This window comes from Flavobacterium sp. RSP46 (assembly GCF_003984825.1).
In the GTDB taxonomy this organism is placed as follows: domain Bacteria; phylum Bacteroidota; class Bacteroidia; order Flavobacteriales; family Flavobacteriaceae; genus Flavobacterium.
Map to the genome: position 1 here is coordinate 114,788 of NZ_RYDM01000006.1, position 26,304 is coordinate 141,091.

Annotated in this window: 22 protein-coding genes; 13 read left to right on the plus strand and 9 right to left on the minus strand. The window is 34.5% G+C overall.

All coding sequences use genetic code 11. The features are described 5' to 3' along the window. Positions 1–9: 9 nt before the first annotated feature. The 7 genes from EKM01_RS10910 to EKM01_RS10940 all read left to right on the plus strand — a co-directional run bounded on the left by EKM01_RS10910 (position 10) and on the right by EKM01_RS10940 (position 10,833). Positions 10–465, plus strand: a complete 456-nt coding sequence (locus tag EKM01_RS10910) for a DinB family protein (RefSeq protein WP_126452751.1) — start codon at positions 10–12, stop codon at positions 463–465. 172 nt (positions 466–637) lie between these two features. Further along, a complete protein-coding gene (locus EKM01_RS10915) occupies positions 638–4,228 on the plus strand; it encodes an exodeoxyribonuclease V subunit beta (protein WP_126768317.1) in 3,591 nt (1,196 codons plus the stop codon). Between the two features lie 47 nt (positions 4,229–4,275). Continuing rightward, on the plus strand, positions 4,276–5,469 hold the full coding sequence (gene kbl / locus EKM01_RS10920) for a glycine C-acetyltransferase (RefSeq protein ID WP_126554690.1): 1,194 nt from the start codon (positions 4,276–4,278) through the stop codon (positions 5,467–5,469). A 112-nt stretch (positions 5,470–5,581) separates the two neighbouring features. Next, entirely contained in the window at positions 5,582–7,015 is a 1,434-nt protein-coding gene (locus EKM01_RS10925; RefSeq protein WP_126768319.1) for an OmpA family protein, read from the plus strand. 63 nt (positions 7,016–7,078) lie between these two features. Continuing rightward, a complete protein-coding gene (locus tag EKM01_RS10930) occupies positions 7,079–9,859 on the plus strand; it encodes a PD-(D/E)XK nuclease family protein (protein WP_126768321.1) in 2,781 nt (926 codons plus the stop codon). 66 nt (positions 9,860–9,925) lie between these two features. Continuing rightward, the gene (locus tag EKM01_RS10935) at positions 9,926–10,165 is read left to right on the plus strand and encodes a hypothetical protein (protein WP_126461807.1); all 240 of its coding nucleotides are present in this window, start codon (positions 9,926–9,928) and stop codon (positions 10,163–10,165) included. Continuing rightward, positions 10,162–10,833: an ATP-binding cassette domain-containing protein gene (locus EKM01_RS10940; RefSeq protein ID WP_126562659.1), complete on the plus strand. Its 672-nt coding sequence runs from the start codon at positions 10,162–10,164 to the stop codon at positions 10,831–10,833. Before EKM01_RS10935 ends, EKM01_RS10940 begins: the two co-directional genes overlap by 4 nt. On the opposite strand, the gene EKM01_RS10945 is transcribed toward EKM01_RS10940, so the two are convergent. The 6 genes from EKM01_RS10945 to EKM01_RS10970 form a co-directional block, all read right to left on the minus strand. Then, positions 10,830–11,612, minus strand: a complete 783-nt coding sequence (locus EKM01_RS10945; protein ID WP_126452739.1) for an alpha/beta fold hydrolase — start codon at positions 11,610–11,612, stop codon at positions 10,830–10,832. The two genes, EKM01_RS10940 and EKM01_RS10945, sit on opposite strands and share 4 nt — an antisense overlap. A 348-nt stretch (positions 11,613–11,960) precedes the next feature. Continuing rightward, complete coding sequence (gene pyk / locus EKM01_RS10950) at positions 11,961–13,391, minus strand: pyruvate kinase (RefSeq protein WP_126562657.1); 1,431 nt, start codon at positions 13,389–13,391, stop codon at positions 11,961–11,963. A 5-nt stretch (positions 13,392–13,396) separates the two neighbouring features. Continuing rightward, positions 13,397–13,885 (minus strand): IPExxxVDY family protein, encoded by a 489-nt coding sequence (locus tag EKM01_RS10955; protein WP_126461799.1) that lies wholly within the window; start codon positions 13,883–13,885, stop codon positions 13,397–13,399. 113 nt (positions 13,886–13,998) lie between these two features. After that, positions 13,999–14,739, minus strand: a complete 741-nt coding sequence (locus tag EKM01_RS10960) for a ribonuclease III family protein (RefSeq protein WP_126461796.1) — start codon at positions 14,737–14,739, stop codon at positions 13,999–14,001. Positions 14,740–14,745: 6 nt separating this feature from the next. Next, positions 14,746–15,999, minus strand: coding sequence for a beta-ketoacyl-ACP synthase II (fabF, locus tag EKM01_RS10965; RefSeq protein ID WP_126461793.1), 1,254 nt, complete (start codon positions 15,997–15,999; stop codon positions 14,746–14,748). 178 nt (positions 16,000–16,177) lie between these two features. After that, positions 16,178–16,414 carry an acyl carrier protein gene (locus EKM01_RS10970; protein WP_007137004.1) on the minus strand — a complete coding sequence of 79 codons (237 nt, stop codon included), beginning with the start codon at positions 16,412–16,414 and terminating at the stop codon, positions 16,178–16,180. A 176-nt stretch (positions 16,415–16,590) separates the two neighbouring features. Here EKM01_RS10970 and EKM01_RS10975 point away from each other — a divergent pair, with 176 nt between their 5' ends. Further along, positions 16,591–17,160, plus strand: coding sequence for a phosphoribosylglycinamide formyltransferase (locus EKM01_RS10975; protein ID WP_126568997.1), 570 nt, complete (start codon positions 16,591–16,593; stop codon positions 17,158–17,160). A 2-nt stretch (positions 17,161–17,162) separates the two neighbouring features. Next, positions 17,163–17,636, plus strand: a complete 474-nt coding sequence (rnhA, locus tag EKM01_RS10980) for a ribonuclease HI (protein WP_126461787.1) — start codon at positions 17,163–17,165, stop codon at positions 17,634–17,636. A 3-nt stretch (positions 17,637–17,639) separates the two neighbouring features. Here the strand turns inward: rnhA and EKM01_RS10985 are convergent, their stop codons facing one another. After that, the gene (locus EKM01_RS10985; protein WP_126768323.1) at positions 17,640–18,578 is read right to left on the minus strand and encodes a hydrogen peroxide-inducible genes activator; all 939 of its coding nucleotides are present in this window, start codon (positions 18,576–18,578) and stop codon (positions 17,640–17,642) included. A 96-nt stretch (positions 18,579–18,674) separates the two neighbouring features. Between EKM01_RS10985 and EKM01_RS10990 the strand changes: the two genes are divergently transcribed. The 4 genes from EKM01_RS10990 (at position 18,675) to EKM01_RS11005 (ending at position 23,896) form a co-directional block, all read left to right on the plus strand. Further along, positions 18,675–20,198: a catalase gene (locus EKM01_RS10990; protein ID WP_126563799.1), complete on the plus strand. Its 1,524-nt coding sequence runs from the start codon at positions 18,675–18,677 to the stop codon at positions 20,196–20,198. A gap of 62 nt (positions 20,199–20,260) precedes the next feature. After that, the gene (locus tag EKM01_RS10995) at positions 20,261–20,797 is read left to right on the plus strand and encodes an ankyrin repeat domain-containing protein (RefSeq protein ID WP_126768325.1); all 537 of its coding nucleotides are present in this window, start codon (positions 20,261–20,263) and stop codon (positions 20,795–20,797) included. A 144-nt stretch (positions 20,798–20,941) separates the two neighbouring features. Continuing rightward, on the plus strand, positions 20,942–21,865 hold the full coding sequence (locus tag EKM01_RS11000; protein WP_126461778.1) for a PfkB family carbohydrate kinase: 924 nt from the start codon (positions 20,942–20,944) through the stop codon (positions 21,863–21,865). Positions 21,866–21,997: 132 nt separating this feature from the next. Then, positions 21,998–23,896 (plus strand): amidophosphoribosyltransferase, encoded by a 1,899-nt coding sequence (locus EKM01_RS11005; RefSeq protein ID WP_126452719.1) that lies wholly within the window; start codon positions 21,998–22,000, stop codon positions 23,894–23,896. A 351-nt stretch (positions 23,897–24,247) separates the two neighbouring features. Here the strand turns inward: EKM01_RS11005 and EKM01_RS11010 are convergent, their stop codons facing one another. Both EKM01_RS11010 and EKM01_RS11015 read right to left on the minus strand, forming a co-directional pair. Further along, positions 24,248–24,871: a hypothetical protein gene (locus EKM01_RS11010; RefSeq protein WP_126461775.1), complete on the minus strand. Its 624-nt coding sequence runs from the start codon at positions 24,869–24,871 to the stop codon at positions 24,248–24,250. A 21-nt stretch (positions 24,872–24,892) separates the two neighbouring features. Beyond that, the gene (locus EKM01_RS11015; RefSeq protein WP_126461772.1) at positions 24,893–25,822 is read right to left on the minus strand and encodes a hypothetical protein; all 930 of its coding nucleotides are present in this window, start codon (positions 25,820–25,822) and stop codon (positions 24,893–24,895) included. Between the last annotated feature and the right edge of the window lie 482 nt (positions 25,823–26,304).

Consider the following 26,304-nt stretch of genomic DNA (forward strand, 5'->3'; position numbering starts at 1 on the left):
AATAAAAAAATGAATCAAATATTAGACATTACTTTAACCAGCCGAAAAATAGTTTCACAGTTTTTAAAAGGATATACTTTAGCGCAACTTAACACGATTCCGGAAGGATTCAACAATAACCTGATTTGGAACATCGGTCATATAATAGTGACACAGCAAGTATTAGTGTATAAATTATCGGGTTTACCGATGATGGTTTCTGAGGAAATGGTAGAAAAATATAAAAAAGGAACTAAGCCAGAACATATTGCAACACAAGAAGAATTAGCCGAAATGAAGGATTTGTTATTTGAAACTATCAATCAAACTAAACTTGATTTTGAAAATAAAAACTTCAAAAACTTCACTGAATATCCTACATCAACAGGGTATACGCTAGAAAGTGCTCAGGATGCAATGGCTTTCAATGATTTTCATGAAGGGCTTCACATTGGGATTATGATGAGCATTAGAAAATTTATTTAATCACTTTTGGCAAAAGAAAAATTCCCTGTTACTTGCTTTGTTTTTCATTAAGACACAACCCTGAAAAGGAAGCACAAGCAGTTTAGTTTTTTGTACTTGAATACCAAAAAAGGATTCTTTTTTATAAAAAAAGTAGTAATTTGTATAACTCACAGCGTATAATAATAGCAACATGCAAAGACCTTCATTTTCCATATACGATGCATCAGCTGGATCCGGAAAAACCTATGCGCTTGTCAAAGAGTACCTCAAGATTATTCTTGTTGCAAAAAAAAATGATGCCTATCGCACTATACTGGCCATTACGTTTACCAACAAAGCGGTGCACGAAATGAAAAGCCGAATTGTGGGTAGTCTTTCTGAATTTGCAAAAGACGAGCCCAGCCACAAAGCCCAGGACTTGATGCAGGATTTAGCAATAGATACAGAACTTTCGATCCTCGAAATCAAAACTAAATCACAGCAAATTATCAAGCATATTATTCATAACTACGCTGCATTTGATATTTCTACGATTGATAAATTCACCCACAAGGTAATTCGGGCCTTTGCGCATGATTTGAATTTGCCCATGACTTTTGAAGTCACCCTGGACACTGAAAATTTATTAATTGAGGCTGTAGATGCTATAATTGCTCAGGCCGGTGAAGATGAAACGTTGACAAAACTGCTCATCGATTTCACGATGGAAAAAACTGACGATGATAAATCTTGGGATATTTCCCGTGAAATTCTAGAGACAGGCCGTTTGATCCTCAATGAAAATAACAGAAACGAAATCACGCAGTTTCAGGATAAATCCATCGCTGAGTTCGTTGCAATAAAAAAGAAATTAGTAGAAGCCAGTAAAGATTTAGAAAAACAGACTGTTGTTTTTGCAACAGCGGCCTTGTTATTAATTGACACCAATGGAATTGATGTAAAATCGTTCTCGGCAGGACATTTTCCCAAACATATCAATAGTATTCAACAGGGAAAATTCAATCCGAAGAATAAAATTTTTCGTAAGTTGGATGATATAACCATAAATAAAACGGCAAAAGATCGTGCGATTATTGAAAACATAATTCCAGATTTATTGCAATTTTTAGACAAAGTTTACAAAGCTTTCGAAAAGATCCATTTTTATAAAGCCTTCCTGAAAAACATTACACCACTTTCCTTATTAAATACGGTAAGTAATGAATTAGCCAAAATACAAAGTGAACAAAATGTACTTTCCATTTCAGAATTTAATGCCATAATCCATAGGGAAATTCAAAACCAGCCGGCGCCTTTTATATACGAACGATTGGGGGAACGCTACCGCCATTTTTTTATCGATGAATTTCAGGATACTTCGGAGATGCAATGGCAAAACCTGATTCCGCTTATTGATAATGCCCTTTCCGGACAGGATGATTATGGAGAAAAAGGAACCTTGATGATTGTGGGCGATCCCAAACAGTCTATTTACAGGTGGCGCGGCGGAAAAGCCGAACAGTTTATTGAATTGAGTAAAGATCAAAACCCGTTCAATAATCCTGATAAAAAACTTGAACATCTTGATAAAAATTACCGAAGTTATTCGCAGGTAATCGAATTTAATAATGAATTTTTTAAATTGTTGTCCGGTGAATTTGCTCATTTAGATTACAAAGAGTTGTATGAAAATCACAGCCACCAAAAAACCAATGACAAAACAGGAGGTTATGTGAATATTTCTTTTATCCCAAAAGTAGAGAAAACAAATGATAATCCGGAAGCTTCTGGAGACGAAGAAGCTTTAGATAAAACTGATTTATATGTTTTGGCCACGCTGAATACGATTCAAAAAGTAATTCAAAAAGGATTTGAATACAAAGATATTGTCATTCTTACCCGGAAACGAAGTCAGGGAATTGCGATTGCGAACTATTTGACAGAGCAAAGAATACCGCTTTTATCCTCGGAAACGTTAATGATTCAAAATGCTACTGAAGTACGATTGATTATTCATTTATTAAAATACCTGAAAAACAACGCTGATTTAGAAGCTAAGGCGAATTTCCTTTACTATATAGGAACGCATATTCAGGACAGATTACCTGTTGCTGATTTCATTGCCAAAGGAATGGCATTGTTTCAGGAAACGGATTTCGAAAATTGGCTGGTGAGTTTTAATATTTCATTGTCGTTTCAAGACATTAGAAAAAAATCATTGTATGAAGCGGTGGAGGTTATTATTGCAAAGTTCCTCTCCCCGGCCCTCTCCAAAGAAAAGGATGACGAAGTGGTTAATCGTAAGGATAAATTCCATCTTATTGAATCAATACATGCTGAGAAAATTCTTTGGATGGAGTTTAAATCTAGATCATTTGAAGATTATAAATTCAGGCAACACCATTTGATAGCTGATTTTATTGTTCATTTTGTTTGTTTATCGAAAAAACTGGTTGTTGAAGTGGATGAGGATTATCATTTTACCGAAGAGCAGGTTCAGTTAGATAATAATAGAACAATTACCCTGAATAAATTAGGGTATAAAGTCATTCGATTTACCAATGAACAGGTTATAAAGAATATTTCGGAAGTTTTAAAACGAATAAAAGAAGAATTAATTCAACGAGAAGAAATTCAAGACTCCAACTTATCGGTGTCGGCTCCTGCCGCTTCGGGGAAGGTTAGGGAGGGGAATGCCTACGTCCAATATTTTTTAGACATAGTTCTGGAACGTGACATTCGCAACCAAGCAGGAATTTCTGACTTTTTAAATTTCTGGGATAAAAATGCACAAAAATTTAGTATTCCTTCACCAGAAGGAAATAATGCCGTTCGGATTATGACAATTCATAAATCAAAAGGATTGGAGTTTCCGGTAGTCATTATGCCATTTGCAGAGGAAGATTACAACAGGAAACCAAAAGATAAATTGTGGCTCAATGCTGAAGGAGGAATTTTTGGCCTGTCAAAAGTATTAATTGATAACAATAGCGCCGTAGAAGGATTTGGAGAGGAAGCGGCTGAGATTTACAATCAAAAGAAACAGGAAGAATTATTAGACAATATCAATGTGCTTTATGTGGCTTTGACCAGAGCGGAGGAACAGTTGTATGTGATTTCAAATATGAATTTATCCAGTAAAGGGGAAGTTCCAAAAAATAATATGTGTGCTTTTTTTATTAATTATTTAGAGAGCAAAGGGGAATTCGATACCGATAAATTGGAATATGATTTTGGGGATATCGCTAAATTATCAAAAGAAAAAAAACACATTGATACCTCCAAAACAATTCCGTTAGTTTTGGAAATTTTGAATCCAAAAAACATCAAAATTGCACAAAGAGAAGCATTGATGTGGGGAACACAACAACAGGAAGCCATTGCCTATGGAAACGTCATTCATGAGATTTTATCTTTTGTGAAAACGAAAAACGATATAGATTTAGCTATAACAAAAGCGATTGAAAACGGACTCATCGTTTTTAAACAAAAGGAAGCCGTTTACAGTACCATACAGGAAATTGTCACTCATACAGAACTAACCGATTATTTTTCGGAAGGGAATGAGGTACTGAATGAACAAACAATTATTCAAAAGGAAGGAAAGACTATAAAACCGGACCGAATGGTTTTGACAAAAAATAAAGAAGTGTTGCTGTTGGATTATAAAACAGGAACACATAATCCTAAATACCACTTACAATTAGAAAAATATCAAAATGCAATTGAATTAATGGGGTATAAAGTGGTAAAAAAAGCACTAATTTATATAGGAAAAGAAATCGATGTAGTAAATTTGTAGCCTAAAAAATGAATTATTCGCAAAATTGAATTTTAAAAACATAAAAAATGTACGGAAAAATTAAAGACTATTTACAGTCAGAATTACAAACAATAGAAGACAATGGAATCTTCAAATCAGAGCGCATTATCACCTCACCACAAGATGCAGAAATAACCATTTCGACAGGAGAAACGGTTTTAAATTTTTGTGCCAATAATTATCTTGGCTTGTCATCCCATCCAGAAGTTGTTCAGGCTGCAAAAGACGCTCTTGATACGCATGGTTTTGGAATGTCATCGGTGCGTTTTATTTGTGGGACACAAGACATTCATAAAACTTTGGAAAAAAAGATTTCTGAGTTTTATGGCACAGAAGATACCATTCTTTATGCGGCCGCTTTTGATGCAAACGGAGGTGTTTTTGAACCCTTATTAGGAGATCAGGATTGTATTATTTCGGATAGTTTAAATCATGCCTCTATTATAGATGGTGTTCGTTTGTGTAAAGCGACGCGATATCGCTATGAAAATAGCAATATGGGAGACCTGGAAAAGCAGCTGATTAAGGCTACAGAAGCCGGTACCCGTTTCAAATTAATTGTTACGGATGGTGTTTTCTCCATGGATGGCGTTGTAGCTCCGTTGGATAAAATTTGTGATTTGGCCGATAAATATGACGCAATGGTTATGGTTGATGAATGCCATGCTGCTGGATTTATTGGTGCTACCGGAAAAGGGACACTTGAGTTAAAAGGAGTCATGGGAAGAGTAGATATTATTACAGGAACCTTAGGAAAAGCACTTGGTGGCGCCATGGGCGGGTATACGACCGCTAAAAAAGAAATTATCGAAATATTACGTCAACGTTCCAGACCGTATTTATTTTCAAATTCCTTAGCACCAGCAATCGTTGGAGCTTCCATCAAGGTTTTTGAACTCTTAGAAAAAGATACAACACTTAGAGACAAACTAGAATGGAATACTAATTATTTTAGAGATGGGATTAAAAAAGCAGGTTTTGATATCATTGATGGGGATTCTGCAATAGTACCGGTGATGTTATATGATGCAAAATTGTCTCAAACTATGGCAAATGAATTATTAAAAAGAGGAATTTATGTAATAGGCTTCTTTTTTCCAGTAGTTCCTAAAGATAAAGCAAGAATTAGAGTACAACTTTCTGCGGCACATACAAAAGCGCATTTAGATCAGGCAATAAATGCCTTTGTAGCGGTAGGAAAAGAGTTAAATGTTATATAATTCGCACTTTTAGCCTTGTTTGTAGGTTTTTTTTAACATAATATTTTGTAGTTTAAAAATTACGTCCTATTTTTGCTTGTAATTAACTAAATTGTAATTAAAAAAATTAAGTATGAAACATCTTAACAAAATTTTAGTTGCTGCGATGATGGTGATGGGTTTAAGTTCTCACGCACAAGACAGTAACAACCCATGGGCAATCTCTTTTGGAGCAAATGCCGTAGACACTAGAACTAGTGCTGGTGGAGGAAATAATTGGCTAGACCGTCATTTTTCGCAACCTTTTGACGCGAAAACAAACTGGAACGTCCTACCTTCTGTATCGTATTTAAGTGTCTCAAAATACGTAGGAGATAATTTCTCTTTTGGTCTTACTGGATCTGTAAACAAAATAGATAAGTTTGTAACTTTTGCTCCAGGTGCTGTAGGTCATGACTCCAGAGGATATCTTGTCACTAATCCTGGTGATTTAATGTATTATGGTGTTGATGCTACGATAAGATACAGCTTCATGAATTTAATTAAATCTAAAGTTATAGACCCATCTCTTTCTATTGGTGGTGGATATACATTCTTTGGAGACAGTAGTTTTGGAACTTTAAACCCAGGTGCTGGTTTAACTTTATGGTTTTCCGAAAATGTTGGTTTCGAACTTGCAACTAGATACAAAAAATCTTTTGGTGATAGAGTAGATGCTTCTAGAACTCCTGATGCTCCATCTCATTTTCAACACTCTGCTGGTATTATCTTCAAATTTGGTGGAAAAGATACAGATGGTGATGGAATATATGACAAAGATGATGCTTGTCCAGAAGTTGCTGGTTTAAAAGAATTCAACGGATGTCCTGATACAGATGGAGACGGAATTCAAGACAGTGAAGATGAGTGTCCAAATGAAGCTGGTCCTAAAGAATTAAAAGGATGTCCTGATACAGATGGAGACGGTGTTGCTGATAAAGATGATGCTTGTCCAAATGAAGCTGGTCCTAAAGAATTAAAAGGATGTCCTGATACAGATGGAGACGGTGTTGCTGATAAAGATGACAAATGTCCTACAGTTGCAGGTCCTAAAGAAAACGGTGGATGCCCATGGCCAGATACTGATGGAGATGGTGTTCTAGACAAAGATGATGAGTGCCCTACTATTGCTGGCCCAGCTAGCAACAAAGGATGTCCTGAAGTAACTACTGAAGCTTTAGACAATCTTAAAATTCAAGCTAGAGCAGTTTACTTTAATTCTGGTAAAGCAACTTTCAAAACTGGAGATGTTCCAGCTAGATTAGATGCAATGGCAGAAATCCTAAAAAATTATCCAAATGCTAAATTTAGCATTGAAGGACATACAGATAGCGATGGTTCAGATGAATACAACCAAAAACTTTCTGAAGATAGAGCTAGTATCGTTAAAGAAGCTATGATCGAAAGAGGAATAAAAGCTGAAAACTTAAATACTGTTGGTTTTGGCGAAAGCACTCCAGTTGAAACAAATAAAACTGCTGCAGGTAAAGCTAAAAACAGAAGAACTGAATTGTTATTGCAAAAATAATATTGTTCAAAAATTTTTAGAAAACGCCTCGATTTATCGAGGCGTTTTTTTTATTTTTATAAAATGACAAATACTTCTTTTCTAGATAAAATAGCTTCGGTTTTAATCGCAAAATACGCTGACACTCTTTCCAATACGATTGTTGTTTTACCAAACAAACGAGCTAAAATATTCCTGATTGAAGCCTTAAAGAAACAAGTCGCAACCAACATAATTTCACCCGAAATTATAAGCGTTGAGGATTTTGTTCAAAACATAGCTGGTATCCGCACTATAGATCCTATCGAATTATTATTCGAATTCTATGAAGTGTATTTATCTATTACCGCGACAGCAAATCAACAATCCTTTGAATTATTTGCCAATTGGGCCAAAACACTCCTGCAGGACTTCAATGAAATTGACCGCTATTTACTAGATCCATCCCATGTTCTTTCCTATCTGAAAGACATTGAAGACATCAAAAAATGGGGAATTGAAGTAGAAAACAAAACGGCATTATTAGAAAAATATATTGATTTTTGGAAACTACTGCCCAACTATTATCAATCATTGTACGCTCATTTACTGAACAAGGGAATCGGCTATCAAGGATTAATCTATCGTGAAGCAGTGCATAACATAAATCATTTTTCGAATTCCCTACATGACAAAAAATTCGTCTTTGCGGGTTTTAATGCATTGAATGCAGCCGAAGAAAAAATAATCCAACACCTCATCGCTTCTGATCAAGCCAAAATATATTGGGACGCAGACCAAACCTTTCTCAATGATCCCTATCATGATGCTGGTTTATTTGTAAGACGTTTTAAAGAAAATTGGAAACATTATAAATTACATCCGTTTGAATGGATTGTAAATGATTTTTCTCAAACTAAAAACATTCAGGTCATTGGCACACCCAAAACAATTGGTCAAGCCAAAATAGCCGGGAGTATTATCGAGAATATCATCAATGAATCACAAAGCCTAGGAACTGATGGAACGCTAGATAAAGTTGCTGTGGTTCTGGGCGAAGAAAATCTTTTGGTACCGCTTTTATATTCATTACCCTCAAGTGTTGGCGCTTTGAATATTACGATGGGATATTCTAGCAAGAACAATCCAGCGCAGATTTTGACTGCTAAATTATTCAAAATGCACACAAATGCATTGTCCAGAAATGCTAAAAGCTATGTCTTATACTACAAAGATATCTTAGATATTTTAACCCACCCTTTGGTGGAACCATACGCAAAAACCAGCGCGCTAGTCCAAACCATTAACCAAAATAATTATACTTTTATTACGCATCATAAATTGATGGAATTGAATGGAATTCCAAGTGAAATATTTCTTTTATTATTCCAAAAATGGGAAAAGGGTTCGATTCCAGTTTTAGAGACCATTTCAAAATTATTGCAAACCATCAAAGGAAATTTAAGTAACGACAACGAAGAAGAAAAAATCACCAAAGCTTTTGTTTTTGCTATTTTTAAAGTCATTAACAAACTAATTAATTATTATTCAAAGCACGAACATATCGATAAAATCGAAACTCTTTATGCCATTTACAAACAAGTTATTGATTTGGCCGAGGTTTCATTTGAAGGAGAACCGCTCAATGGTTTGCAAATTATGGGCGTTTTAGAAAGCCGTGTATTAGATTTTGACACCGTTATTGTCACTTCGATGAATGAAGGGAAATTCCCGGCCGGAAAATCGCAAAATTCGTTTATCCCCTATGATGTAAAACGCGAATTAGGCTTGCCCACATTCAAAGAAAAAGATGCAATTTACACCTATCATTTCTATCATATATTACAAAGAGCAAAGAACATTTATTTAATTTATAATACCGAGAGTGAAGGATTGGATGCCGGAGAAAAAAGCAGATTCATCACGCAACTGGAAGTCGAAAAACAAAAAAATCATACGCTGACTCACGAAATTTATAATGCCGTGCTACCCGAAACAGCGTATCAGCCTATGGTGATTCCAAAATCGGAACGTGTTATGCTGCGATTGAAAGAAATAGCCGAAAAAGGGTTTTCTCCATCGGCGATGACGAGTTATATCCGGAATCCAATTCAGTTTTATTTCCAGAAGATTTTACGCATCAGCGAAGTAGAAGAAGTAGAGGAAAATATTGCCTTGAATACCTTGGGAACTATTATCCACGAAACTTTGAAAGTTTTATACGAGCCTTTCATTGATAAATTTATATCAGAAAGTGATATTCTAAATTGTTTCAAACAAATAGATACAGAGGTTTTGAAACAATTCAAATTGGTGTACAAAGAAGGTGAAATCAAAAAGGGTAGAAATTTGCTGGCATTTGAAGTCGCCAAGCGCAATGTTTCGAATTTCCTGAAAGTGGAACTGGAAAGTATCAAGAATGGTGATGCAATAAAAATTATAGCTTTGGAACAAACATTCGAGCGAATTATAAATCATCCTAATTTGCCTTTTCCGGTATTGATAAAAGGAAATGTAGACCGGATTGAAGAGCGCAACGGAATCATTCGAATTATCGATTATAAAACCGGAAAAGTAGAAAAAGCAAGCGTTACACTGAAATCATGGAAAGGACTTACTGAAGATATTAAAAGCGACAAAATCATTCAGGTGCTGGCGTATGCTTATATGTATGAGCATGACGCTAAAGGAAAACCAATTGAAGCAGGAATAATTTCTTTTAAGAATTTAAAAGCAGGTTTTCTTGCGTTTAAATTCTTAAAAGAAATCAACGAAATAAATGCAATTATAAATGAAGAAATATTAGGTAATTATTTAGAGCAAATGGTTCTTTTATTAAGCGAAATTTTAGATGAAAACATTCCTTTTGAAGAAAAACTAATTTAAACAAAATTCCCAATCAGAAAACTAGCCAATATCTTCGAATTTTACAAAAGCACCTTAACAATTAACATGTCAATAAGCACTTTAGCATGGGTTTTTGGCGGATTTGAAACCTTCAAATACGCCCTTATTATTTTTGGTTTCTTCATTAGCCTTTTGATAAAAGAAGTGAATGCTAAAAACGAATATCTGTTTTATTACAACAACGGAATCTCTAAATTGCATCTATTCATTTATGGTTTTCTGATGAATTTTGTTTTTTCGCTAATGCTGATTTTAGTCATTAATGTAGTATTGAAATTCGTATGACTAAAAATATTTTAGAAATAGATAGTATCCAAAAACAATATGAGGGGAAAAGTATAGTTTCTGATGTGTATTTGAGATGTGAAACTGCTGATATTATTGGGGTTTTAGGAAGAAATGGTTCCGGGAAATCGACCTTGTTAAAAATCATTTTCGGAATTGTAACTGCTGATTTTAAATTTGTTCGGGTAGATGGCGTCGTGAAATCAAAAACTAGTGATTTGCTAAACGAAATCAGTTATTTGTCTCAAGATAATTTTATTCCAAATTCATTTTCGATAAAAAAGACTATTCAATTGGCTATTGCCAAAGATAAATTACAGGATTTTTATGCTGACGATATGATTCAATCGATGATAGAGAAAAAAATAAAACATTTATCTGGCGGAGAATTACGGTATTTAGAAATTAAATTAATCCTGAATAATGCATCGAAATTTGCTTTACTAGACGAACCACACAATGGCTTATCACCCATAATGATTGAAAAAATTAATGAATTAATCACTGCAATGTCCAGCACAAAAGGCATTATTATCACGGATCATAATTATGAAAATGTGATAAAAGTCTCCACAAAACTGGCGTTGATGAAAGAAGGAAAAATGTACCATTTAAAAGACAAAAGCGAATTGGTGGAAAAAGGGTATTTGAAACCTGGAATGAATTAGATGCTTTTGAAAAAAGCTAATAATACGTTCAACAATTCGTCTTGGTTTTCAATGTGACTCATGTGTCCGTCCGGAAAAGTCACCAGTTTCATGGCTGTGCCTTCTATCTGTTCTTTGGTTTCTTCGTAATTTAGAACCGGGTCTTTTTCGCCCAGAATCAAAAGTTTAGGAAAAGGTGCCAAATGCAACAACACTTCTCTGTCTTGTCGTATTTTCATTCCTTCCAGTGAGGCAACGATTCCCTGAAGGGGTGTTTTTAAAGCTTCCTTCTTTACGCTTTCAATTACTGATAAAAGGCGCTCTCTGTTGTTTTCACTGAATAAATTTGCAATAGAAAGTGAGATGAAATTGACAAAAGATTGTTTTACTGCTTTTATAGCCCGATCTCTATTTGTTTTTCGTTCCTCGCTGTCGGCTCTTGCGGTCGAGTTTAATAAAACCAATCCTTTTATCGTGTCCGGATACAATTCGGCGAAAGCCAAAGCTACATAACCGCCCATAGAATGCCCTACAAAAATGGCTTTACGGATGCGTAGTTCCGATAAAACAGCGTGCACAGCATCAGCATTATCCTCCATCGTTTGCACGTAACTCAAACATTCCGTTTCGCCATGTCCCAATAAATCAATGGTGATGATGCGGTTTTTTTTAGCAAACTCCGGAATATAAAAATCCCACATGCCTTTATTTTCCAAGAAACCGTGAAGTAAGACAATAGCGGTTCCCTTCCCGGTATCGGAATAGGAGATGTTGGTATTTTTAAAGAGAATTTGTTTCAAGGTTTTTTGTTTAAAGTACTAGATTCAGCTAATTAATGTAACTTTATAAAAAAGACATTTCCGCCCTTTCGTTCAAATGCAACAAATGTTATTTATTTGCGCCTGACAAAACTTAAAAATAAGGAGCCCCGTAATCCGCGAACAAAGATACATAATCAGTGTACTATTTAGAACTAACTATAAAAAGCAAAATAGCAATTTTAGATTGAGACAAATCTGTCATAACCCAATAAGTAAAGTGCAATTGTAATTTATGTATTGAAAATCAATTCTTTACCGTGTTTTTAACAAAAAATCCGTCTGTTGATTGAACCAGACGGATTTTTAATACGTAATGAGAACGTTTTATTATTCTATTTCAGAAACTCTCAGGGTGTTTACCATCCCCTTTTCCTTAATAGGCATTGCTGCTAAATTGATAAGGAAATCTCCTTTTTGTACAAAGCCTTTTTGTTTTACAATTTCATTTATGTCCGTTACGGTATCATCTGTGCTTACATCTTTAGTGTACATGAAAGATTTTACACCCCATAATAAATTAAGCTGAGTAAGGATTCTCTTATTTGAGGTAAACACTAAAATGTGTGCATTTGGTCTCCATGCAGAAATTTGAAATGCGGTATACCCACTATTTGTCAAAGTACAAATTGCTTTTGCTTTGATTATATTAGCCATGGAGGCAGCGTGGTGACAAATTGTTTTAGTGATAAATCGTTTTGTTTTTATCTGTGGCGTATTTTGTGGCACTTGGATTAGCGGTGAATCTTCTACAGCTTCAATGATTTGAGTCATTTTTTGAATTACCTGAACCGGATAATTTCCAGTTGCTGTTTCTCCCGAAAGCATTACGGCATCAGCACCATCCATAACGGAGTTAGCAACATCATTAACTTCGGCACGAGTTGGTGTAAGAGACGTAATCATTGTTTCCATCATTTGCGTGGCAACAATAACTGGAATTCTAGCCGTTTTGGCTCTGCGAATAAGTTCTTTTTGAACTAACGGTACTTCATGAGCAGGAAGTTCTACTCCTAAATCTCCGCGGGCAACCATCAGACCATCACAATAAGCAACAATTTTGTCAATGTTTTCTAGTGCTTCCGGCATTTCGATTTTGGCAATAATTGGAATTTTATGTTCTGAATGTTTGGCGATTAATTCTTGTAATTCTTGTAAATCTTGTGGTGTTTTCACGAAAGATAAGGCAATCCAATCTACATTTTGGCCAATGGCAAAAATGGCATCTGCAATATCTTTTTCGGTCATTGCCGGTAGGGATATTTTTGTATTAGGTAAATTTACCCCTTTTTTTGATTTCAATTCGCCACCTTGAATTACTCTTGCTATAACTTCTGATTTTTTATCCGTCTCCACGATTTCGAAAATGAGTTTACCATCATCAAGCAAAATTCTTTCTCCAGGATTTACATCATTTGGAAAGTTTTGATATTTCATGAATACTTTCTTAGCAGTTCCAAGAATATCTTCGGCAGTTGTAAATGTAATTAGATCCCCATCGTGTACGACGACACCTTCCTCCATAACTCCTACTCGAAGTTTTGGCCCTTGTAAATCGCCAAGAATAGCAGTTGTATAACCAAACTCTTCATTTAAACCTCGTATAAGGCTTATTTTTTCTTTTACATCATTGTAGTCCGCATGCGAGAAGTTTACTCGGAACACATTTACGCCAGCTTCGATCATGTCTTTTATGATCTCTCTTGTACTGCATGCAGGCCCAAGTGTGGCTACAATTTTAGTTTTTTTGTTTGTAAGCATTTGTATTAAAAAATTAAATTGTTTTTAGATTTTATTTTATTTGTATCTACTATATAAACAGTAGATATGCTGTTTATGGTATTTAATAGGAGCTGCGTTTGGGACACGTTTATGGCATCTTCGTGATGTTCTATTTTTAAAAAATAATCTACTTTTTTGAATTCAGGAAGTAAAAAGACTTTTGTTGAAACTTCCATGGACACGTTAGAAAATAGATTTTGGTTATTTCCTTTATTATACTGGATGACCTCATTTTTATTTTGAATCAAATTCCAAGAAATACCGCTTTCGATGTCTTCATAATAAAATCTGGAAAAACCTGTTTCTCCTTCTTTAATATTAATTTGAATTTCACTTTTACTTTTACTAAGATTCACAGGCAGCATTTGATTAATAAAAAATGCCAAACGATAGTCCTCTAATGAAGTATGAATCGCAATAAGATAGTAATCTATTTCGTCAAATTCGCCCAGATCAAGTTTAAGAATAGCCATTTCATGAAAAAATAAGATGTAAATATAGTATTTCTATCGAAGTATTGACCGTTCAAAAGGTGATGTTTTTGTTAATTTATAAACGAAAACGATATAGTTTTATGTATATTAAATTATTTTCTGTCCATTTTTTCTTGAAATGCAAAATAAGCGCGTTGGGATGCTTTTTCTTCTGCTTTCTTTTTTGATGTGGCTCTTGCTTTAGCAATCACTTTATTGTCAATGCTAAGTTTTACACCAAACAGACGTTGCCCGTCAATGGCATTGTCCTCAAAAATATCATAATGAAATATTTTTTTTTCTTTTTGACACCATTCAATCACCAGACTTTTGTAGCTGATTACTTTTCCTTCGAGTCTTGCAATATCTACATAAGGCACTACTACTCTTTTTTGAATGAATTTTTCGCAATATACATAACCTCGGTCTAAGTAAATCGCTCCCACCAATGACTCAAAAATATTACCATGGATGTTCTCGCCAAAATGCTGAAGTGGCACTTTGCTTTCTATGTATTGCACTAAATTTAAGTCTTTCCCTAATTCGTTCAAATGCTCCCTACTCACAATTTTAGAACGCATTTTAGTCAAATATCCTTCGTCCCCAGCGGGTGCTTTATTGAATAGATGAGCCGCAATAACGGAGCTTAACATTGCGTCTCCCAAGAATTCTAACCGTTCGTAATTGATTGGATTTCCTAAAATATCAAGGCGATTAGAGGAACGATGGGTGAATGCTTTTTTATAAAAATCAAGATTTAAAGGGGCAAATCCTAAAATTTTCTGAATAGAATCAAAAAAAATCCCGTCTTCTGGAGAACGGGATTTTGAAAATATTTTTCTAATTATACGCATTTATAATTAGATTTCTAATTTTTTTACTAGTACACAAGCATTGTGACCTCCAAAACCGAAAGTATTACTCATCACTACATTCATTTCTCTTTTCTGAGCTTTGTTGAACGTAAAATTTAGTTTAGCGTCGATATTTTCATCATCTGTGAAATGATTTATTGTTGGTGGCACTAGTCCATGTTTTAAGGAAAGTATCGAAGAAATTGTTTCTACTGCTCCGGCTGCGCCAAGTAAATGGCCCGTCATAGATTTAGTCGAATTTAAATTCATCGTGTAAGCATGTTCCCCAAAAACATGAAGTATTGCTTTAGATTCTGCCATGTCACCAAGTGGCGTAGAGGTTCCGTGCATATTCACACCATCTACATCAGTTGCTTGTAAACCGGCATCTCTCAAACAGTTTAACATTACATTTTTAGCGCCTAATCCTTCAGGATGCGGTGCCGTAATATGGTAGGCATCAGCTGACATTCCGCCACCGCCAATTTCGCAGTAAATATTTGCTCCACGAGCAATAGCGTGTTCGTATTCTTCTAGGACTAATGCGCCAGCTCCTTCGCCTAAGATAAAACCATCTCGATCTTTATCCATTGGTCTTGAAGCGGTTTTAGGATCGTCATTTCTGGTAGATAAAGCATGCATGGCATTAAAGCCTCCCATTCCTGCTATTGTCACCGCAGCTTCAGAGCCTCCGGTTATCATAGCATCAGCATGACCTAATCTTATATAGTTGAAAGCATCAATAATAGCATTTGTAGAAGAAGCACAAGCAGAAACAGTGGTAAAATTTGGACCTCTGAATCCGTATTTTATAGAGATATGTCCTCCTGCGATATCCGAAATCATTTTTGGAATAAAGAAAGGATTAAATTTAGGAGTACCATCACCTGCAGCAAAGTTCAACATTTCAATTTGAAAAGTTTCTAATCCTCCAATTCCAGAGCCCCAGATAACACCTACTCTGTCTTTGTCTAATTTTTCAAAATTGAAACCGGCATCTACAACCGCTTCATCAGAGGCAACCATAGCATACTGCGCATAGCGATCCATTTTTCTGGCTTCTTTTCTGTCTAAGAAATCTTCAGCATTAAAATTTTTCAATTCGCACGCAAATTGAGTTTTAAATTTTGAAGCATCAAAATAAGTTATTGGTGCTGCTCCACTAACGCCATTAATAAGTCCATTCCAATATTCTTGAATGTTATTTCCAATAGGAGTAAGAGCACCTAAACCTGTTACAACAACTCGTCTTAATACCATAAATTCTTTATTTTTTGTTATCTTTAAACAAATAAAACCCATGCTTTCTTTACTGTATTTTTACAAAAAGAGCCATGGGTATTACAATAAATATCTTTTTGATTGAAATCCAATCTCGAATTTAATTTCAAAATAATAATAACACCCGCTTACAAGATTGTAAACGGGTGCGTATTTATTATTTTTTTGCTTCCTCGATGTAAGAGATTGCTTGACCTACAGTAGCGATGTTTTCTGCTTGATCATCTGGAATTTGAATGTCAAATTCTTTTTCGAATTCCATAATAAGCTCAACAGTGTCTAATGAGTCAGCTCCTAAATCATTAGTGAAGCTTGCTTCTGTTACAACTTCGTTTTCGTCAACACCTAATTTGTCTACGATAATCGCTTTTACTCTTGATGCAATGTCTGACATAATCTTTAATTTTAGAATTTAATTTGTTGGCAAAAATAAAAAACTTTATTTGAAAACAACTATTTAGTTAATAAATGTGACAACTAAATTATGAAATTTATTTTAACAAAGCTGCCACAATGTTATTTATTTTCATTTTTTATCCCTTTTTTTGCATCATTAAAACAAGCTAGGTTATGAAAAAAATTGTCGTTTTTGCTTCTGGATCGGGTACTAATGCTGAAAACATCATAAAGTATTTTGCAAAATCTAAACTTGCAACGGTTCAAGCAGTCTTTGCAAACAGCTCCATCGCCAAGGTGCTTGACAAAGCAAAAAACCATGGTGTTGCAACGAATATTTTTACTAAAGAACAATTTATTGAAGGGGAAGTATTACATAAAATAAATACAATTCAGCCTGATCTGATTGTTTTGGCTGGTTTTTTATTGAAATTCCCTGAAAATATCATCACATCCTATCCGGATAAGATCATAAACATACATCCTGCCTTGTTGCCAAAATATGGTGGTAAAGGAATGTACGGGATGAATATTCACCGAGCCATTGTAGAAAATAATGAAAAAGAAACCGGAATTACCATTCATTATGTTAATGAAAATTATGACGAAGGAAATATTCTTTTTCAAAAAAAAATAATTTTATCAGGGCACGAAACTCCAGAAGAAGTTGCCCAGAAAATTCATGAATTGGAACAAAAGTATTTTCCGGAAGTGATTGAAAGATTATTAACTCATAATTTATAATTTTGAATTCTCACGACGTACACATATACACAGACGGTGCTGCTAAAGGCAATCCAGGTAACGGTGGCTATGGCGTTGTTATGGAATGGGTAGGAAAACCTTATAAAAAGGAATTCTATGAAGGTTTTCGTCGAACCACTAATAACAGAATGGAGTTGTTGGCAGTAATTGTAGGTCTCGAAAAGCTAAAAAATCCTAATACTACCGTTTTGGTGATTTCGGATTCTAAATATGTGGTGGATTCAGTAGTAAAAAAATGGGTTTTGGGTTGGGAAAAAAAAGGTTTTGCAGACCGGAAAAATGCTGATTTGTGGAAACGATTTTTAATTGTATATAGAAAACACAAAGTAGATTTTAAGTGGATCAAAGGCCACAACAATCATGTCCAAAACGAAAGATGTGATGCCTTAGCTGTTATGGCTTCAATGCAAAAACAACTTTCTATAGATGCTTTTTACGAAAGTACTTGTGAGTGATTATTATATTTGAGTAATTGCTAATTCGCTTTTTTTATATTTATTTGAAATCAAATCTTTGTTTATTGTGCTGTGAATGATTTTGGCTAGCGCTTCAATGGTTCTGATTTTTGCATAAGGACGGTGGTAAATAATACTCATTTCACGAACCGGAATAGGAGCGTTAAAAAAACTGACTTGTTTTTTTCTTTCGGTAGAAAGGGTGTTGTAATATAATTCGGGAATCAAAGTTAATCCGCCAAATTCGTCAATCATATTCAATAAAGTATCAAAAGAACTTGCTTCAAGTTTTAAATTTTCAACCATTTTTTCTTTTTTCTTTAAAGAACATAATTTAATAAATTGTTCTCTAAGGCAATGACCTTCTTCCAAAAGCCAGATTTTATGATTTCTAATTTCATCGGGTAAAATATAGTTCTGTACCGGGTCAATGTCGCCATACACCATTAAAGTTTCATAAAATAACACGATATCTTCAATTTCAGTGTCATGTAAAGGTGTCGCAACAATTCCCATGTCAAGTTGCCCTTCTTTCAGCTGTTTTGTAATGGAGTTGGTTGTTTGTTCTGAAATTTCTAGTTTTAAGTCAGGAAAGTTTTCTAAAATAGGTTTTAAAATTTTTGGAAGTAAAGAGTTTGCTATTGTCGGGATGATTCCAATTCTAATTTTTCCTTCAATTTTTCCAATACTCTTTTTGGCGTCGTCTTTTAAAAGCTGGCTATGAAGAACTACTTTTTTTGCATTTTCAATAGTTTCTATTCCAATTTCGGTTGTTTCAGTTGGATTTTTCTTTCGGTCAAAAATCACTATTCCAAGCTCTTGCTCTAATTTCTTGACCATTGCGCTCAATGTTGCTTGAGTTACATTGCAATACTCTGCGGCCTTAGTGAAATTTTTTAAGCGATCTACTGCAATTATATATTCTAATTGTTGGATATTCATATATAGATATTGTCTATAACAAAGATATAAAATTTCAGTTATGTCAATATGATTTTTGTCGATATTTTTGCATGAATTAAATAAAAAAATAATCTTATGAAACAAAAAGCATTAGTCTTATCAATAGCGATATTGATAACTCAGCTAACATTAGGTCAAACGTTGACAACAAATTCCGGAGCTCCAGTAGGAGACAATCAAAATTCAAAAACAATTGGACAAGATGGACAAGTCCTGCTTGAAGACATTCATTTGATTGAAAAACTAGCTACATTTGACCGCGAACGTATCCCGGAAAGAGTGGTTCATGCTCGAGGAACTGGTGCATTTGGAGAATTTGTTGCTGCCTCTGATTTTTCGGATGTTACGATGGCAGATTTCTTAAATAAAGCGGGTAAAAAAACACCATTGTTGGTTCGGTTCTCAATGGTAATACATCAGGCAGGTTCTCCGGAAACGTACCGTGATCCTCGAGGTTTTGCAGTTAAATTTTATACTGAACAAGGAAATTATGATTTAGTAGGAAACAATTTGCCCGTTTTCTTTATCCGTGACGCAATGAAGTTTCCAGACATGGTTCATGCCTTTAAACCGTCCCCAATAACAAATGGCGCATCAGATCCGAACAGAGCATTCGATTTCTTTTCCAATGTACCAGAATCAACGCACATGTTTACTTGGGTATTTTCTGATTATGGAATCCCTGCTAATTTTCGCCAAATGGAAGGAAATGGAGTACATGCTTACAAATGGGTAAATGCGAAAGGCGAAGTAACCTACGTAAAATACAAATGGGTTCCGCAACAAGAAGTACGTAATTTATCGCAAGCCGAAGCTAATGCAATTCAATCCACACAAATTGAGCATGCTACTTTGGATTTGCGCAATGAAATTGAAAAAGGAAATTTTCCAAAATGGGATTTGTATGTTCAAATGTTGAAGAAAGAAGATTTTTTGGCTTTGGATTTTAATGCTGTTGATCCTACTAAAATTTGGCCTGAAAAAATTGCTAAACTGATAAAAGTAGGAACGATGACTTTGAATCAAAATCCATCAAATTATTTTCAACAAATAGAGCAAGCCGCTTTTTCGCCAGCAATTTTAGTTCCAGGTATTGAGCCTTCAGAAGATAAATTATTACAAGGGAGATTGTTCTCATATACTGATACACAACGCCATCGTTTAGGAGGGAATTTTCAACAAATTCCAGTAAACATGCCTAAAAACGGAGTGAACACCTACAATGAAAATGGGTATATGTCGTTGCGCCCTCAAACTGGTGATGTAAATTATCAGCCTTCAACAAATAAACCGGAGGTAAAGGATGATGCAAAATTCAAGTATTCAAAATCAGAATTTGCAAACGTAACTACTGCACAGTCAAAAATTTCGAAACCAAATGATTTTACACAAGCGGGAGATTTGTACCGTTCTTTTTCTAAGAAAGATCAAGATGCATTAATTTTTAATTTATCAGGTGCTTTAAAACAAGTAAAAAACAAAGTAATTGTTGCTAAGATGATTGCTCATTTTTATCAAGCGGATAGAGAATACGGAATGCGTTTAGCAAAAGAGCTTAAAATGGATCGTAAAGAATTAGAATCTTTAATGATGCAATAATTGTAAGGAAACTTAATAAAGGAGCGTTTTTAGCGCTCCTTTACTATTTAAATTTTAAAAAAATGAAAAAAATAATTTTCACCTTATTGATTTTAATTTCTGGTTTTTTGAATGCGCAAAACAGAGATGTTTTTGAGGCGGCAAGGACCAATGATCTAAAAACGATTGAAAAATTTGTACAGGAAGGGAATGATATAAATTTATTAAATTCCTCTGGTTATAGTTTGCTTATTCTGTCGGTTTACAACAATAATTATGAGGTTGCAACGTATTTGATTTCGCAAAAAGCAAATTTAGATATTCAGGATTCCTCCGGCAATTCCGCTTTGATGGGTGCGTGCTTTAAAGGGTATTCTTCCTTAGCAGAATTGTTATTGGCACACAAAGCAAGTCCAGACATAATAAATTACAATAAGGCAAATGCGTTATTTTTTGCTGCCACTTTTGGTCAGGAAAAATGTGTAGAAATTTTGTTGAACTATAAAATTAATACGCATCAAACAGACATTTTTGGAAAAACAGCTTTGGATTATGCGGTAAACCAAGAAAATCAGGCTATTATTGACTTATTAAATAAAAATATTTTGGTTAAATCATAAATTCAAATAAGGATAACAACTCTAATAATTATGGCGTAAATTAGTCTAGGACTACCTCTTAATTTGGCAAAATTTTACACCTCAGACTCTTTGCAACTTCACAAGTTATACCCTATCTTTGCGCCTTAATTTGAATCTACATAAATGAATAAATTATTGATTGTTGGAAGCGTTGCTTTTGATGCTATAGAAACGCCTTTTGGCAAAACGGATAAAATTTTAGGTGGAGCTGCACCTTATATAGGACTTTCGGCTTCTTTTTTTAATTTACAATCTGCCATAGTTTCTGTCGTTGGCGATGATTTTCCACAAGAATATTTAGATTTATTGACAGCAAGAAACATTGATATTTCTGGACTTGAAGTAGTAAAAGGTGGAAAAACGTTTTTTTGGAGCGGTCTTTACCATAACGATTTGAATTCAAGAGATACATTAGCAACGGAACTTAATGTTTTGGGTGATTTTCAACCGAAAGTCCCTCAGAATTTTAAAAATGCAGATATAGTAATGTTAGGAAATTTACATCCATTAGTACAAAGTAGCGTAATTGACCAAATGGAAACTAAACCAAAATTAGTGGTGCTCGACACTATGAATTTTTGGATGGATTGTGCTTTGCCTGAATTATTGGATGTGATGAAACGTGTTGATGTGATTACAATCAATGACGAAGAAGCAAGACAACTTTCGGGAGAATATTCTTTAGTGAAAGCGGCCGCTAAGATCCATAATATGGGGCCTAAATATGTAGTAATTAAAAAAGGTGAACACGGAGCACTTTTGTTTCACAATAAAGAAGTTTTCTTTGCGCCAGCACTGCCATTAGAAGAAGTTTTTGATCCAACAGGAGCAGGAGATACTTTTGCGGGAGGTTTTGCAGGATATTTAACACAGAGTGAAAACATCTCTTTTGAGAATATGAAAAATGCGGTTATATACGGTTCTAATTTAGCCTCATTTAGTGTGGAGAAATTTGGAACGGAACGGATGGTTAATTTAGATAAAGAGGAAGTTGTGTCCAGATTAAAACAATTTAAATCATTGACACAGTTTGACATAGAATTATAATACATGGAAACCTCGGAAACGGGGTTTTTTTGTTAAAAAAATATAAGAGATACCAAACTGGTTTGATTATTGCCCACATATAAATCAGTCCAATTCATTTTTTAGAATAACACAACAACAAACAACAACACAATGAGCGACGCTTTACAACACGAATGTGGAATAGCACTAGTTAGACTACTCAAACCGCTTGAATTTTACAAAGAGAAATACGGAACGGCTTTTTACGGAATACAAAAAATGTATCTCCTTATGGAAAAGCAGCACAATCGCGGGCAAGACGGAGCAGGTTTTGCAAGTATTAAAATGGATGTTGAACCTGGTGAGCGATACATAAGTCGCGTGCGATCAAACCATTCGCAGCCTATTCAAGATGTATTTAAACAAATAAATGAAAGAATAAATGAAGAGATGGCAGCTCATCCTGAATATGCGGATGATGTAGCGCTTCAAAAAGAGAATATTCCTTACCTAGGCGAATTGTTTTTGGGTCATGTGCGTTATGGAACTTTTGGAAAAAATAGTATCGAAAGCGTTCATCCATTTCTGCGTCAAAGCAATTGGATGCATCGAAATCTGATATTGGCCGGGAATTTCAATATGACCAATGTGAAAGAACTTTTTCAAAATTTGGTAGAATTGGGTCAGCATCCAAAAGAAATGGCAGATACGGTTACGGTTATGGAAAAAATCGGACATTTTCTGGACAAAGAAGTGATGCAGTTGTATCAGGATTGTAAAGAAGAAGGTTTGTCTAAAAGAGAAGCTTCTCCTGTAATTGCCGAACGCTTGGATATTGCTAAAATTTTGAGACGTTCTTCTAAAAATTTAGATGGAGGATATGCTATGGCTGGACTTTTAGGTCACGGTGATTCATTTGTCTTTAGAGATCCTGCCGGGATACGTCCAGCTTATTTTTATCAAGATGACGAAGTAGTTGTTGTTGCTTCTGAAAGACCGGTTATACAAACCGTTTTCAATGTGCCTTTCGAAAAAGTTCAAGAAATAGAACCTGGAACTGCATTAATAATTAAGAAAAACGGTACGGTTTCCATGGAAGAGATTCTTCCTCCAACAGTAAAAAAAGCCTGTTCTTTTGAACGAATTTATTTCTCAAGAGGAAGTGATGCTGAAATATATCAGGAAAGAAAAACATTAGGAAGACTGATACTTCCGGCGGTGTTAAAATCAATTGATCAAGACACAGACAATACGGTTTTCTCTTATATTCCAAATACTGCCGAGACGTCTTTCTACGGATTGGTGGAAGCAGCTCAAGATTTTCTGAATCAAAGAAAGAACAATTATATTCTTCAAAATAGAAATACCTTAACTAAGGAATCATTACAAGAACTCCTTTCTGTCAAAATTCGTACGGAGAAAGTAGCGATTAAAGACGCAAAACTTAGAACGTTTATTACAGAGGACAGCAGCCGTGATGATTTGGTTGCCCATGTGTATGATGTTACGTACGGCGTCATAAAGCCAACGGATAATTTAGTAATTATCGATGATAGTATTGTTCGAGGTACAACCCTGAAAATGAGTATCATCAAAATGATGGATCGTTTGAATCCAAAAAGAATTGTAATCGTATCCTCTGCACCGCAAATACGGTATCCGGATTGTTACGGTATTGATATGGCAAAACTAGAAGGATTAGTAGCTTTTAAAGCCGCTTTAGAATTGCTAAAAGAAAGAAACATGTATCATATTGTTGATGAGGTATATGTGAAATGTAAAGCACAGGAAAACTTCAATGACACCGAAGTTATCAATTATGTAACAGCAATATATGCGCCTTTTCAACCGCAAGAGGTTTCGGATAAAATTGCACAAATGTTAAGCTCACCGGAGATAAAGGCCGAGGTAAAAATCATTTTCCAAACGGTAGAAGATTTGCATATTGCCTGTCCTAAAAATTTAGGGGATTGGTATTTTACGGGTGATTATCCAACGCCAGGAGGAAATAGAGTCGTTAATAGGGCTTTTATGAATTTTTATGAGGGGAAAGATGCTAGAGCATACTAATAATTGGTGCTGATAAGGTTTTAATCGGTTTTCCATGTTATTCATCTAATTTATTTGTAAGGGTAGTAACAACTAGTATAAATTTGAATCACCATAACATTAGTAGGTTAAGGTTATGGTAAATTTGGGGCAAAAAAGGTGGAAGAGATTCCACCTTTTTTATTGGAATGAAGTCTGAAAAAAGAGCATAGAAGAAAGAGAACAGAATAAAGAAAATAGAAAAAGACAAATAAGCCAAGAGTTTATTCGTCTTTTTTGTAGTAAAATGTGGGCGAACTATAAGGCATAAAAAAAACTATTTCTCTAAAGTAAATCTTCTTGATACTTGAGTGTTTTTGCTGTGCCTTTTAACTAAAATTTTATGCCGCAAGCCAAAGAAATATTTGTGATGGTATCTCCATTTGAATCAATTTGAAAACCCGCGCTGGGGCCGGTGTATATTTTATTAGAAATAGAATAGTTATAAAATAGTTGAAAAGTACCTCCAAGAGCTACGGTGTTCTGAGGGTTTTCATTACCAATAATAGTAATTGGCACATTAAATCCGGTTCCGGCGGCAGGAAATATAGTATTTATATCGTCAGGGGTAGAAGATGATTGGTAGCGTACTAATGGTCCTAGTCGTAGGCCTAGGTCATTTTTTTTATTTCTAAAAACACTCAATCCAATTTTACCAGCTAATTGAATTCCTGCTGTAGTAAATCTATACGATCCATCAATGTTTTTTCCAAAATTGTCAGTGTAGTATAAAGCGCTAGAGCCATAGTGAATGCTTGTTCCAATTTCTATAGTGTAGGAGACTTTTTTTCTGAAATAGTGCGTATAACTCGTATTTAATGTTAAACCAGCAAGATCGCCACTACCATGCAACCCAGTACCCATATCTACTTGTAAGGATTTGTTTAATAGTGCTGTAGTGTCTTGAGCACAAAGTAATGCTGGAAGAAAGAATAATAATAGGGCTATTGATTTCATGTGTTGAACTGTTGTGTTTTATTATTTTCTTCGTTTTATATTAGCATAACTAATATTGTAAACTTGATCAATATTATCAGAAAATTGGATGGTTGCTAATCCAAGGTCATTATCTCTGTCTTCTGAAGGGATATTTATTGTAGTTGTTGGGCCATTGCTACCTGCTGGTGGTGGAATTGAAACAGTTATAGATGCAGATTTCCCTCCATCTCTTTCTATCCATTTTTCATACATCCAGTTTCCAAACGTACTAGTGTTCCAATTGCCTACAAAATGGTTGTAGTCATACCATTTATTATCTTTAAAATTAGATCTTTTTCTTTTGGGAAATTTTCTATTACTAATGATTACACCATTAGCACTCATTACAACAATTGTAAATTCTAGTTTGCCACTAGTCCAAGGTTCAACTTCATTTAAATCAGTTACTTGTATGATGCCAGCATACTCAGCTTGTCCTTGGGTTCTTAATGATGTGTTAACTGCTACTGGAATAAATGAAGGTAAATCTGTGTAAGATAAAGAATAATCGTTAGTGTCTTCTTCTAATCCTATTACCCAAACATCATTTTCCCACGCAAAATCCTCAGTAATTTCACCATGGTATTGCAATGTTCCATCATTTTGAATAATGTAGCCTGATGCGGTAAATGAGGGGGTTAAATCGGAGTCGTATATGCCTATTACTAATGGCTCTCCATTACTAGTCCTAAATCTTTTTTTATAAGCTATATTCTCGATAGTTTCGGCTTGTGGATAAAAAAGCAATGGCTCTATACCTCCATTTATCTTCATCATATTTGATCTTAATACTGATAATGAGTTAGCAAATTCACTTTTTTTTGATTTATATTTCTCAATAATTGTTGAAAAATAGACATTGTAATCTCCATGACTTTGTTTTAAGCATTCCGTTAAAATGAATGATTTAAATTCAGAATCATTACTCATACTTAAAATTGTAGTAATAGCCTTTTTTTTTAACTGAGTTAAATTTTTAGTTAATTGTTGTTCCGGTATGATATCGTTAGTAGGCTCTGAGCAACTATTTAAGAACGGAACAGAACAAAACAGAACAAAACAGAACAGAACAGAACAGAATTTTTTTGATTTTTTTCATGACTAATATTTTATGGTTAATATTTGTAAGTGAAATTACACTAAATTTATTCTAAAAATATTTTTTTTAACATAAAAATAACACTATTTATATTATTTTTAAAAACCATGTGCTTATTTGTTAGTGTTTTAAGATTATAAGTCACTACAAACTGTCATTGTTGTTTAAAAGAATTGAGCTGTATTTATAAAGTATAAAACTGTGGAATAGGAAAGTACTGCGAAGACAATATTTGTAGAAAAACTCTAAATAAACTGAGTAAAAACTAGAGTGATAAAGTTTATAACTTTTATTTTTAGAGTTACTTTTTTAT

What these genes read in the sequence shown, in the direction of transcription:
- EKM01_RS10910 (WP_126452751.1), top strand. Translation starts at nt 10, where the DNA reads ATGAATCAAATATTAGACATTACTTTAACCAGCCGAAAAATAGTTTCA.
- EKM01_RS10915 (WP_126768317.1), top strand. Translation starts at nt 638, where the DNA reads ATGCAAAGACCTTCATTTTCCATATACGATGCATCAGCTGGATCCGGA.
- kbl (WP_126554690.1), top strand. Translation starts at nt 4,276, where the DNA reads ATGTACGGAAAAATTAAAGACTATTTACAGTCAGAATTACAAACAATA.
- EKM01_RS10925 (WP_126768319.1), top strand. Translation starts at nt 5,582, where the DNA reads ATGAAACATCTTAACAAAATTTTAGTTGCTGCGATGATGGTGATGGGT.
- EKM01_RS10930 (WP_126768321.1), top strand. Translation starts at nt 7,079, where the DNA reads ATGACAAATACTTCTTTTCTAGATAAAATAGCTTCGGTTTTAATCGCA.
- EKM01_RS10935 (WP_126461807.1), top strand. Translation starts at nt 9,926, where the DNA reads ATGTCAATAAGCACTTTAGCATGGGTTTTTGGCGGATTTGAAACCTTC.
- EKM01_RS10940 (WP_126562659.1), top strand. Translation starts at nt 10,162, where the DNA reads ATGACTAAAAATATTTTAGAAATAGATAGTATCCAAAAACAATATGAG.
- pyk (WP_126562657.1), bottom strand. Translation starts at nt 13,391, where the DNA reads ATGCTTACAAACAAAAAAACTAAAATTGTAGCCACACTTGGGCCTGCA.
- EKM01_RS10955 (WP_126461799.1), bottom strand. Translation starts at nt 13,885, where the DNA reads ATGGCTATTCTTAAACTTGATCTGGGCGAATTTGACGAAATAGATTAC.
- EKM01_RS10960 (WP_126461796.1), bottom strand. Translation starts at nt 14,739, where the DNA reads ATGCGTATAATTAGAAAAATATTTTCAAAATCCCGTTCTCCAGAAGAC.
- fabF (WP_126461793.1), bottom strand. Translation starts at nt 15,999, where the DNA reads ATGGTATTAAGACGAGTTGTTGTAACAGGTTTAGGTGCTCTTACTCCT.
- EKM01_RS10970 (WP_007137004.1), bottom strand. Translation starts at nt 16,414, where the DNA reads ATGTCAGACATTGCATCAAGAGTAAAAGCGATTATCGTAGACAAATTA.
- EKM01_RS10975 (WP_126568997.1), top strand. Translation starts at nt 16,591, where the DNA reads ATGAAAAAAATTGTCGTTTTTGCTTCTGGATCGGGTACTAATGCTGAA.
- EKM01_RS10985 (WP_126768323.1), bottom strand. Translation starts at nt 18,578, where the DNA reads ATGAATATCCAACAATTAGAATATATAATTGCAGTAGATCGCTTAAAA.
- EKM01_RS10990 (WP_126563799.1), top strand. Translation starts at nt 18,675, where the DNA reads ATGAAACAAAAAGCATTAGTCTTATCAATAGCGATATTGATAACTCAG.
- EKM01_RS10995 (WP_126768325.1), top strand. Translation starts at nt 20,261, where the DNA reads ATGAAAAAAATAATTTTCACCTTATTGATTTTAATTTCTGGTTTTTTG.
- EKM01_RS11000 (WP_126461778.1), top strand. Translation starts at nt 20,942, where the DNA reads ATGAATAAATTATTGATTGTTGGAAGCGTTGCTTTTGATGCTATAGAA.
- EKM01_RS11005 (WP_126452719.1), top strand. Translation starts at nt 21,998, where the DNA reads ATGAGCGACGCTTTACAACACGAATGTGGAATAGCACTAGTTAGACTA.
- EKM01_RS11010 (WP_126461775.1), bottom strand. Translation starts at nt 24,871, where the DNA reads ATGAAATCAATAGCCCTATTATTATTCTTTCTTCCAGCATTACTTTGT.
- EKM01_RS11015 (WP_126461772.1), bottom strand. Translation starts at nt 25,822, where the DNA reads ATGAGTAATGATTCTGAATTTAAATCATTCATTTTAACGGAATGCTTA.